Source organism: Duncaniella muris (genome assembly GCF_003024805.1).
In the GTDB taxonomy this organism is placed as follows: domain Bacteria; phylum Bacteroidota; class Bacteroidia; order Bacteroidales; family Muribaculaceae; genus Duncaniella; species Duncaniella muris.
In genome coordinates, this window is record NZ_PUEC01000050.1 from 1 (window position 1) to 11,043 (window position 11,043).

The window sequence follows — 11,043 nt, forward strand, 5'->3', positions numbered from 1 at the left end:
ATAAAATCCCCTGCTGACATTACGTCGACAGGGGTCATTTTTATTTTGGGCAAAGGGGTCAGTGATATTTTGGCTTCAGGGGTCAATTCAACCTGGTCTAAGGGGTCATCCGAGCCTGGGTTTTCCACATACTGACGGACACGCATTTTTCAAGTTTGTTAGTGATGGGTCAGTAAGAGGCGAGAACGCGATAGAATGTGTATCGCCAATTCTGAAAGGGGCAGATGGAAAGCGAACCCTCAAAAATGCTCTTAAAACGCTTAATCAAGCCGGGGCAACAGTGAATAAATCATGTGGCCTTCATGTGCATATTGGTGCAGCAAACCTCACCCCGGAACAATATGCAAACGTGTTTATCAATTACTACTATCTTGAAACGCTGATTGATACGTTTATGGCTAATTCAAGGCGAGGCAATAACAATGGCTATTGTGCCAGCCTACGCAATCACCCCGGTTTGATTGATTGTAAAACAATCGATGCGGTTAAGTCTGAGCTTGACTTTGACCGCTACCACAAAGTTAACCCTATGAGTTACGGCAGACACAAGACGATTGAATTTAGGCAACACCAAGGCTCTACCGATGAAAAGAAAATCCTTAATTGGGTGATGTTCTGTGGCAGATTGGTGGAATGGTCTAAAAAGCATCGACTTGATGCCGATGTGACCTCAATAGACGCAATCCCCTTTCTGACGGCAAAAGAAAAAGGATTTTTCAAATCACGCTCTAACGAACTGAACTAATGACCAAGGCGGGCTTAATTGCCTCGCCAATAAAAACTACAAGGCTATGTGTGTACTGATAATAAAACCAAAAGGCGTGAAAATGCCTGATGCACGGAAATTGCAAATGGCATTTAAGGCAAATCCTCATGGATGCGGATGCGCCTCAAGTACCAAGTTTTTCAAATCGCTATCATTCGACACCTTTATGCGGAAGCTCGCAAAGGTTGGTGATGATGAAAACTGTATGATTCATTTTAGATTTGCAACACACGGCTCAATCAAACGTGCCAATTGTCACCCATTCAAGCAAGGCGATGTTTATTTCGCTCACAACGGCATTATAGACATAGACCGCACCGATGACCGTACCGACAGCGAAACGGCATTTGATGAGATGGTCTATCCGGCTATTTTGCGTTATGGGTGGAATAGCGAGGAGGTAAAAACAGTTGCATCAAATCTTTGTCAATATGGCTCTAAAATAGCGTTGATGCAAAATGGCGAGTTACTTATGTTTGGTAACTTCATTCAAGATGCAGATGGATGCTATTACTCAAACCATCGCTTTATGTACTGCGCCAATTCATTTGCTCAATAACAATTAACCCCTCTCAGATATGACAAGACAAAAAGCAAAAGAATATGCCAAAATAACGGCTTCTATAATAGGCATTATAGCCGGATGCTCTCTCTTTTGGCTGATAGTGATAGAATTTATGTGGGCGTGTTACTACGCAGGCATACCAATGTAAAACCCCATAACAACGGAAAAACAATGAGTGAAATTGAAAAAATGGCGATAATTGAAAATCCCGTTGCCACCCTTACAAAAGTGCTTATCGACTGTGCTGGGACTCGCACTCGCGCTCAGATTGTCAACTGCCACCTTAAAGCGGAAGACCATAATGGCGAGTTTGAACTCACTACCAACGAGCTTGATGATGCTATTGAAATCATGTATAAGGTGGAAACTGCACTCGGTGAAGCATTAAAAAATCTCTTGGTGGCGGTTGGAACGGACATGGCTTGAGGTAGGGCGTCGATGTAATCAAGTGTAAAGCAATACCCGATAATTATTTGATATATCGGGTATTGCATATTGTTTAATTCAAATATAAGTGCTAACTTTGCGTATGAAGAGCAACCATAATAAAACCTGTTGCCAAGTTGACGGAAAGACAATAAAGAAACATACCTTACAGATAAACCGCCCTTGCTTTGTTGAGATTCTCAATGGTAGGCAAAAGGTGGAACATCGTTATGTCTATCCGTCTAATGTCAATCGCTATGTAATTCAAGATGACACGATTGATGAGAACGGAACCCCCATCACGATTATAACGCCTGTGCATTATGATGCCTTGTATCTTATAAATGGCAGACGGAAAGACGCACCCCGGCTTCTCGTTGAGGTAGAAGACGCTGAATTTGTGTTATGTGTTGATGACAATGGCGAACAAATGACATTTATGCAAGATGGCACGGAATATTATGTTTGCCAAGTGTGGTATTATCTCGGAAAGATAATAGCCACTGAAAATATTGAGAATCTCACAACCCAGAGGAACATAAACCCTATAACGTTATAAGAAATGAATCCAATTGACCTCGGAAGAGAGCTTATGGCTCTTGAAAGTCGCTGCATAGCGGAAGGCATGAATGCAGTGCAAATCCGTAAAGAGAAAGACAAATTTCTCTCGGAAATGAAAATAAACGAACTCAAGGAAAAAATCAAGGCTGAAAATGGCGGTGCAGAGCCGACTGATGCGGAAATCGCTAAGTCAATAGCGGCCGGAATGTCCCTTGCGTAATATCCATGTGATTCAGTTTTAACTCAGATTGTGAATTGTATCGCAAAGGTCTTTCCATCGTAAAAAATAAGATAACAATTCACTGATAGGCGTGGCGGTCACTGCAGAGGTGATGGCCACGCTTTTTTCTCCGAGCGTTTTGAAAATCCGGGCGAAATGCCTATCTTTGCATCAACAAGACGGATTACCGTCAGATAAAAGAAAATTCCCCCTTGATTGCTCCGTATCTAATTTGATACGGGGCATCATTTGTTTTTAAGTGGTGACAAGGTGGTGGCTAATAGGTAAAAGAAAAACGCTAACTTATTGAAAGTCAGCGTTTGAAAGTGGTCCCACTTGGGCTTGAACCAAGGACTCCCTGATTATGAGTCAGGTGCTCTAACCAACTGAGCTATAGGACCGTGCCTTTTGTTTGTGGCTGATGTCAACTGCGGGGCTGACGGGGCCTCAGGCGTTTTGCGTTGCAAAGGTAGGCATTTTTTTTGTTTCCGTCAAATATGTCAGGCGCTTTTTTGCTTATTTTTTTATCTGTGATATTATAAGGTTTTGATTTTGACCTGGTTTTCAGATGGATTTATTTTGTCTTCGGCCTGGTTGCTGGGGTTGCTGTCAGGGAGTTTCTACACTTTTCCGGGTTTGTTTGCGCTGTCTTCCTTGATGATGAGGAGGGTGTCGCCGGGCTGAAGGTTGCGTGTGCCGTTGGGGACTATGTAGCGGTTGCCGCGGCGGATCATTATGACGAGGTTGCCTAGGGGGAGCTGCATGTCGCGAAGGGTGGTGGCTTTGGCGAGATGGTCGGGGGTGAGGGTGAGGGTCTGGAGGGATGTGGGGAGTTCGTCGGCGAGTTCTACGCCGAAGTCTTCATTGTCAGGGTTGTCGGTGGAGATCAGGTCGAGGCGGCGGGCGGCTGTGATTACAGTGGTGCCCTGGATGAGCAGGGAGAGGATGGTGATGAAGAATACGATGTTGAAGATCTGTCCGGCTCCTTCTATTCCTGAGACTATGGGGTAGGTTGCGAAGATGATGGGGACGGCTCCGCGAAGGCCTACCCAGGAGATAAAGGCTTTGGACCGGAGGCTGATTTTGTGCAGTGGGGCGAGGGTTAGGAATATGCTCAGGGGGCGTCCGATGAGGATCATGAAGATTCCGATGAGGAGGGAGACGGCGGCTACGTCGATCATTTCATGGGGGTTGACGAGGAGGCCGAGCATGAGGAAGACTACGATTTGTGCGAGCCATGTCATGCCGTCGAGAAATTTGGTGATGCCGCGGTGGTTGGGGAGGGTGGCGTTGCCAAGGACTATGCCGCAGATGTAGACGGCGAGATAGCCGTTGCCGGCGAGGGCTGTGGTGGCTGCGAAGGTGAAGAATACGGCTCCGATCATGAGGATGGAGATCATTGATGTGGCTTGTCCGGTGTCTTCTTTTGACTGGGCGTTGGCGTCGATGCGTCGGTAGACGGCTATGAGCCACAGGGTGAGTTTCCCCATGAGAAATCCGCCAGTGGCGCCGACTCCGAACTGCAGGATCAGTTCAAGGATTATGGATCCGGCTGAGAGTTCGCCGCCGAGGGTGATGGTTTCGATGAGGATGATGGTGAGCATGTAGGCCATCGGGTCGTTTGAGCCGCTTTCGAGTTCGAGCATGGGGCGCAGATGGTTGCGCAGGCCCACTTTCTGGCTGCCGAGTATGCCGAAGACCGAGGCGGAGTCGGTCGATGACATCGTTGCTGCCAGGAGCAGGGATGGGATGAAGGCGAAATGTATGTTTGTCCAATCCATGCCGGAGAGCCACCAGATGAACAGTCCGGTGAGCAGTGCGGTCAGGAGGACTCCGATGGTCGAGAGTATGAGTCCGGGTACTATGACGGGGCGTATTGCCGAGAGTCTGGTGCCCATGCCGCCTGAGAAGAGAATGATGCAGAGGGCTATCATGCCTATGAATTGGGCGGAGTGCATGTTGCTGAACTGGATGCCGACTCCGTCTGTGCCGAATGCCATGCCGACAAGCAGGAAGATGAGCAGTAGCGGCAGTCCGAAACGGTAGCTTGATTTGCCTATGAGGACTCCGGCTATCAGGAGGATTGAGCCGATGAGGATTATGTTTTCAGAGGTGATGAGTTCCATAGGCGCAAAGTTAGTTGATTTGGCAGATGTGTGCAAGTGCGTGTAGGGGGGGCAGGGAGTGAACAAGTCCTGGCTGAAGATTGTTTAAATTGCAACTATCCCGAATTTTTCCGGGGCGATCCCGAAATATTAAAATCTATATTCTATACTCTTGATAAATTTGTTTACCCTGACATGAAAGATGTGAAAGATACACTTTTGGACCGTCGTTCCGTGCGTCGCTATGAGCGTGAGCCGATTACCAACGAGCAGATGGCTTTGATCTACGAGGCTGTCCGCAATACTCCTACGAGCTACAACGGGCAGCAGTTTTCTGTGATTGACATTACTGACCAGGATGTCAAGGAGCAGCTCTACGGCCTGACGGGTCAGAAGCAGATCAAGACTTGCAGCCATTTTCTGCTTTTCCTTATTGACTATCATAAGATTGCTCTGCTCAGCGAGGAGAAGGGGATTGATATTCCTTGTTTTAACAATACGGCCGACGGGCTGATTGTCGGGGTTGTCGATGCGACTCTTGCCATGATGAGCGCGCTGACTATGGCTGAGTCTCTTGGGCTGGGTACATGTCCGATCGGTTATGCCCGCACGGCGGCTCCTGAGGCTGTGGCATCGCTGATGAAGCTTCCGGACAAGACTTTTGTGGTCTGCGGGCTGGCTCTCGGAGTGCCGCGTGAGCATCCTGATCTGAAGCCGAAGCAGCCTGTGGGCCTTGTGGTCCATAAGAATTATTACCGGCAGGACAGCGAGGCGATGATTGACGAACTGAAGGCTTATGATGAGACCGTCAGCGAGTATAACCGCACCCGCGAGGGTACGAAAAGCGACAACGACTGGGCCGGACACATAGTGGGCTATTACCGGGAGGCTATGAACTACCGCATGTTGCGCGCTCTGCAGCGGCGAGGGTTTGATATCACCCGCTGAGAATGGCCCGTATAGAATAAACAGACGAGGGCGTATCAGATTGTAGAAATCTGATACGCCCTCGTCTGTTTATTCTATATTTTCAGAGTGCAGGAGCTATTTTTTCCAGCGCTGGTCGCCTATCGAGAGCTTGTAGATTTCGTGGTTGAGCACTTCGGGGGTCTGCTTGTAGCGCAGAGCCTCCATGATATTGTCAGGGGCTATATGGTCAAGCGCATTGCATGAGGTTGGATTGTGTGATGTGTATGGCGGATTAGGATTGGTGAACAGGTCTGTTGCCATGAGCGGGGTTGCTCCAACCTTAACCACCAAATCATCGGCTGTGCCGTTGTTGTTATTGGCAAAAGCTCCGAATGAGTTCTTTGAAGCAGAGAACGCAACGGAAGAGTTAGTGAATATACCGTTATTTGCAAGGTGTTTGTCTCGGCATCCTACCGAATAGTTGTCCTTGACATCAAACGAGAATTTTCCACTGCCATTGACCAAGCGGATGTCGGCGCCTGAGAAGTAAAGATTACGGGTGTCGTTATCTTCAGCTGCAAGGACGAAGAGATTGCGCTGTACTGACATATAGGACCCTCCGGGAATATAGCGCATGCTTATCAGATGACGGTCTATTGAACGTGTCGAGAAGTTAATAAATGTATTGTTTTCGATGCGTATATTCCATTTTGTGTCCTCACTCCAGTTAAGATTCTTATTATTGTCAGTGACAAGATTCGAGCGAGGTGAGTCATAAATAGTATTGTTGGTAAACTCAAAATTGTTGAACATATTGTTTGTGACATTTCCAGGACCGGCAAACCATGCATATCCTTGGCCTCTGGCATCATAATAACCGCAGTTGTAGAATAGATTTCCGTCAACTTTGACTTTTAGGATGACGTGATTGTTACCCTTCCCTCTGACAAAACCTCTGATGAAGCCTTGGAAAGTACAGTTTCTGATTTCCAATGCCTGTAGAGTGAATGGATTTGCAGATGCCAAAGAGTTAATAAAATAATTAGATGTCACTGAGCCTGAACCGTAATTCTGTGCTGCCGGTGCTGAGAAGTCAATTCCGTCAAACACGATTGGATCAATGTTTTCAGGAGATTGGCTGTTGCCCGATTGACTCAGTGAGCCGAGCATCATGTTTGATAAGTTCGCAAATCCCACTTTCGCCCTCTTGCCGACTGCATAGTCCTCAGGCCGTGTGGCAAGAGTAAAGCCTTTTGACATCTCTACATTAGAAAATATTGTATATGTTTTGCCACCTTCGAGATAAAACACCTGATTTTCTGCGTGGGCATCATTTGCCATATATTCCGATAGAACGGTGCCGATATCGGCCGATGATACTACGATTGGAGTTAAGGAGTCAATTTTGCTGCGGAATGAGATTGAATTGTAAACGGCATCACACTCCCACCTGATGTTTGAGTTATATGCGGCTACGCTATAGAGAGCACCTTCGTCAAGGTCTGTCAGAGTTATCTCTCCTACTTCGAGATCTGATGCGGTGACAGGAAGGTATTTAACCTCGCCGGTAAGAGAGTTTCGCAGTTTTAGCTTGTCGACAACGAAACGGTTGCCATTCAATTCGAAGTGAGAACGTATCTCTGCTATCTCATCGGCAGAATAGAGCGATTCGTCAAACAATGTATTCAGTTTAAGGGTCACACAGCCGACTCCGGACGATACAAGACTGACGACTGTCGGTACGATGTAACGGGGATATGTCACTATTGACAGGTAATTCCATTGTGGAAGACCGAAATTTATACGGGTAGACCATTCGGAGTGAAAGTTCTCTCCCTTGGGAGATAGTGTGCGTATCGCAAAACTATAAGTTGTGTTATATTCAAGATGTTCGATCAATAGGTCTGAGTCTCCGGCGCCTACGATTGTATCTCCTACCATCTTTTCGCTGTCGGTCCAGTCGATTTCATTGGCGGTGATGCGATATCTGATCTGATAACCAGCCGCATCATCGACCGGACGCCACATCAGACGAATGGCGTTATTGCCGGTTCTCTGCATGTCAAGACATGTAGAGGGCATATATCCGGGCATAAGATAGGTCAGTTCAAAGCCTTTGAGGAGTTCAAGATTGTAGGTCGCTTTTTTCTCACGGTCTTGTGCGAATGAAAATCCACCATATACGGTAAATGTCTGGGAATCAACATCAAATGCTATGGAGTCAATGTCATTGGTGTGGAGTTCCGGCGAGAGATTCGACTGGCCGGGCAATATGCCGAATTCCTGGGAGGTGACAGGAATGAACTTGTGTATGCGGTCAGTGGACAGTTGCGCGAAGGCTGATGAAGCGCCGAGAGCAAAGGCGCATAATGTCAGTGTCTTTTTCATCTCTTGGTAATTTTAAGTGAATGAGAAGAGATATTTACAATATAGATTCCGGGCTGGAGCGATGCTAGCGAGAGGGTGATCGAGCCGACACTTTCATCTGTGACATCTGCGCCGCACTGCCGTCCGTTGAGATCAAAGACTCTCACATCACTGGATTTGAGTGACTCGCTGCCTGTCACTTTCACAAAATCTCCACCAAGGGGAGCTATGACAATGGCGTTGCCAGACGCAATGATGTCAGCGATGGCAGATGTGGAGTTGGTTTCGATAGGAGCCATTTCCTGAAGATCTTCAACTTCAAACGTGTAGACTGATGGTGGTGCGGTCACTCCGGGTTCTCCGGTTTCCTTTGGCGGGAGCTTTACTTTGAGTGCGGTAGGGGTGAATGTCATTACGGGCAACAGTTTTTCGTCTCCATTGTCGGATGCGGTAAGGTCAAGCACTACGCTGCGGCCATCTTTGAACTTGATTGTCAGTTGTGTGGTTTTGGCCGATGCCGGGAGGCATGTGCACACCGACAACGCAGCGGCAATGATCAGGGGCTTAAATTTAATCATATAAATGACTGGCTGTTTAATTTGGAGGGGTATCAGACAAATAGCAACGCTTCAGCAAGACTATGATTTGACACAGCCTCCGGTTATTAAGAATATTGGATATCAGGTTAAATAAATTGATTGGGCTAAATTATTGAACCCAAAGAAAAACAGATAGGTTTTAAGCAACTCAACAACACTTAGAGGTTGTTTAAAAACAATAGTTAAAATCTGAGCGAAAGTTTTGAGGTGGATATGGCTCTGAATCGAAGGAGCATAGCGAGCTATGTGACTGAGATGAAGAGCCATAGGCGCCCAAAACTTTCGCAGGCGAGGGTATTGTCTTTTTTCCTTTCAATAATTTCATGTTTGAGTATTTTTTAAGTTACCTGAGCCTTGGTGTCTCTTTTGCTAAATTGTTGAAATTCGTCAGTCACATAGCTCGCTATGCTCCTTCCTCATTTGCAACAATTTATCTAAAAGATACACCACTCAGATTTTAACTCTTGTTTTTAAACAACCTCTTAAAAATGAATAAGATGACAGAGTTTCGGTATATTAAGTGTGCAAAAGTAAGCATAAAAAATTACCCCCCCCAATTTTGTTAACATTTATTTTTGTTTATTAACTTGGGAGGGGTGAGAGGTAACTATTCAGCGAAAACAAAGGATGCGAAGATATAGCCCGTCAGTTTAGACGAGCGCCAATATAGCATCGAGAGGAGATTGTCCGTTTTTCCAGGCCGTGTCAGCAATGGAATGTAGTGCGTGGAAGGCATCGGCACCGGTACCGGAGCGGAAGCATCCGGATATTTTCTGCTTGACCTTGAGTTTTCGGATTCCACGTTCTGAAGCGTTGTTGTCAGATGGTATGGCCGGATTCTCAAGGAAGTTGAATATGTAATCCCGACATCTGATTATTCCCCGTTTCAACTCATTAAACTCTTTGCGCAGACTGTCAAGGTTCTTTTTGAGCAACTCATCCAGCCTCGTCAGCCAACTGTCTTTAGGGATTACCTCATCGGGTTTCTCATTCCTCAGGTGTATGGCTCCCCGCAACAGTGTCTGCACATCTTTTGCCCAGGTCTGTTTCTTGTCTATATCATTGAGATATTCGAGATTCCTCAGCAGATGAGCCAGACATATCTGATTGTTGAGGAAGTCAATGGCGAAGTACGCGCTGTGGCGGTCTGTCACCGCGACCATATTCTTCAGTGAGTCGCCGAAGCGCTCCTCAAGGACCTTGGCGCCACGGCCGGCTCCACGAAACACTAGAGTCAGATACGTTGTCTGCGCAATCCATGACCAGTTGAATTTCCCATTGGTGTAACATCCCGATTCATCGAAGCCCACTACTGCGGATGCCTTTATCATACGTTCTATCAAGGCAATGGCAGGACGGGATTTTTCAAGCATCTCACGGACGATATTGGCCAGCGTTCCCTGACTGATTCTGACATTGAACATCGTCTCAAACAGCGACTGCAACCGTTCGTAAGGCATGCATTGCACCACACTCAGATAGGTCGCAATGGCACGTATGTTTTTACCGAAGGTAATGGCGTTTCCGCCTCTGCGGCGCGGTGCATAATCACGATTGCAACATCCGCAGCTACAGACTTTTTTATAAAATCTGCGTTCACGATAGATAGGCTGTATCTGAGGCAGGTCTATCTCTTGGCTGACATAATCAAGCTCACCTTCAACACCCGACAAATCGCGCCCGCACTCACTGCAATATCGGGATGACACTTCCTGGATTTCGTCAGGCATCTCCACCTTTTTGCGTGTCGTTCCTTCATGCCCGGATTGACCGCCGACAGGTCTTTCTGATTTCTTCCGCAATGATTTTGTCCTGCGTTCCACCTCAGCCTTTATCGGTTCTTTCGATGGCGGAGTACTGCTGTTGCCGGAGTTCTCCGGCGGCTGTTCATACTTCTCCAGCCGCTTGCGTAGCTCACGGTTTTCCTTAAGTAGTTTATCTATATTTCGGTTAAGCGAACATATTTCGGCATGCTGGGAATCAATAGTTCCCCGTAACTCCTTCAGTTCAGACAATAGCCCTGCCAAAGTTGAATTTATGTCGTTAACCTGTTGTTTCACAGATACAAAAATAGCAATTTTATCTGACATACACAAACAAAACCACTATTATTTTGATGATACTCCACGGCTCTTTCATTTAAGATTTCGTCTCATTCTCGACAAATGTGTTATTTTATAGCGAGAGCAGTATGGGCGGAGAGGCTTTAACCTCTGATTTTCAAGAAAATAAGTGCAATGAAAATTTGGCCAAGTGGCAGATTTTTAGCAACTTTATGGGTGATAATCAAAGAGTTACGCCAAAAATGAAGCCACTTGACCAAGTCTGTTCGACTGACGCCTATGCGCCTGATCATACCGCAAAAGTACACAATAAATTTGACACAAGGCGCAGTATCATGGAAGAACTTCGAGCGTTTGCCTCATCCGTGCCGGATTTCCGTAGATTGGACAAAGGCAATTTCCGTCACAGCCTCAACGATATCATCATGCTGATGATACTCGGACGTATGGCCGGATGCATCG

Annotated in this window: 10 protein-coding genes, 1 tRNA gene and 1 pseudogene; 7 read left to right on the forward strand and 5 right to left on the reverse strand. The window is 46.6% G+C overall.

Annotated elements, in window-relative coordinates; all coding sequences use genetic code 11:
* Nucleotides 1-61 precede the first annotated feature (61 nt).
* From C5O23_RS13495 to C5O23_RS13515, 5 genes are all read left to right on the forward strand, one after another.
* Nucleotides 62-745, forward strand: coding sequence for an amidoligase family protein (locus tag C5O23_RS13495; protein WP_161553617.1), 684 nt, complete (start codon nt 62-64; stop codon nt 743-745).
* Nucleotides 746-791: 46 nt separating this feature from the next.
* Nucleotides 792-1,325 carry a class II glutamine amidotransferase gene (locus C5O23_RS13500; RefSeq protein WP_107033439.1) on the forward strand — a complete coding sequence of 178 codons (534 nt, stop codon included), beginning with the start codon at nt 792-794 and terminating at the stop codon, nt 1,323-1,325.
* A 177-nt stretch (nt 1,326-1,502) separates the two neighbouring features.
* A complete protein-coding gene (locus C5O23_RS13505) occupies nt 1,503-1,757 on the forward strand; it encodes a hypothetical protein (RefSeq protein ID WP_133166579.1) in 255 nt (84 codons plus the stop codon).
* 103 nt (nt 1,758-1,860) lie between these two features.
* Entirely contained in the window at nt 1,861-2,316 is a 456-nt protein-coding gene (locus C5O23_RS13510) for a hypothetical protein (RefSeq protein ID WP_240597867.1), read from the forward strand.
* 3 nt (nt 2,317-2,319) lie between these two features.
* Nucleotides 2,320-2,538 carry a hypothetical protein gene (locus tag C5O23_RS13515; protein ID WP_107033441.1) on the forward strand — a complete coding sequence of 73 codons (219 nt, stop codon included), beginning with the start codon at nt 2,320-2,322 and terminating at the stop codon, nt 2,536-2,538.
* Between the two features lie 327 nt (nt 2,539-2,865).
* On the opposite strand, the gene C5O23_RS13520 is transcribed toward C5O23_RS13515, so the two are convergent.
* Nucleotides 2,866-2,939 (reverse strand) — tRNA-Ile (locus C5O23_RS13520).
* 219 nt (nt 2,940-3,158) lie between these two features.
* Complete coding sequence (locus C5O23_RS13525) at nt 3,159-4,664, reverse strand: potassium/proton antiporter (RefSeq protein WP_107033442.1); 1,506 nt, start codon at nt 4,662-4,664, stop codon at nt 3,159-3,161.
* A gap of 174 nt (nt 4,665-4,838) precedes the next feature.
* Between C5O23_RS13525 and C5O23_RS13530 the strand changes: the two genes are divergently transcribed.
* On the forward strand, nt 4,839-5,591 hold the full coding sequence (locus C5O23_RS13530; RefSeq protein WP_107033443.1) for a nitroreductase family protein: 753 nt from the start codon (nt 4,839-4,841) through the stop codon (nt 5,589-5,591).
* 96 nt (nt 5,592-5,687) lie between these two features.
* Here the strand turns inward: C5O23_RS13530 and C5O23_RS13535 are convergent, their stop codons facing one another.
* From C5O23_RS13535 to tnpC, 3 genes are all read right to left on the reverse strand, one after another.
* Nucleotides 5,688-7,940, reverse strand: a complete 2,253-nt coding sequence (locus tag C5O23_RS13535) for a hypothetical protein (protein ID WP_107033444.1) — start codon at nt 7,938-7,940, stop codon at nt 5,688-5,690.
* Nucleotides 7,937-8,497, reverse strand: a complete 561-nt coding sequence (locus C5O23_RS13540; RefSeq protein WP_107033445.1) for a T9SS type A sorting domain-containing protein — start codon at nt 8,495-8,497, stop codon at nt 7,937-7,939. The genes C5O23_RS13535 and C5O23_RS13540 overlap by 4 nt, the downstream gene beginning before the upstream one ends.
* A gap of 671 nt (nt 8,498-9,168) precedes the next feature.
* Nucleotides 9,169-10,578 (reverse strand): IS66 family transposase, encoded by a 1,410-nt coding sequence (gene tnpC, locus C5O23_RS13545; RefSeq protein WP_107033447.1) that lies wholly within the window; start codon nt 10,576-10,578, stop codon nt 9,169-9,171.
* 245 nt (nt 10,579-10,823) lie between these two features.
* Between tnpC and C5O23_RS13550 the strand changes: the two are divergent.
* Nucleotides 10,824-11,043 (forward strand): annotated as a pseudogene (locus C5O23_RS13550) (ISAs1 family transposase); the annotation flags it as partial.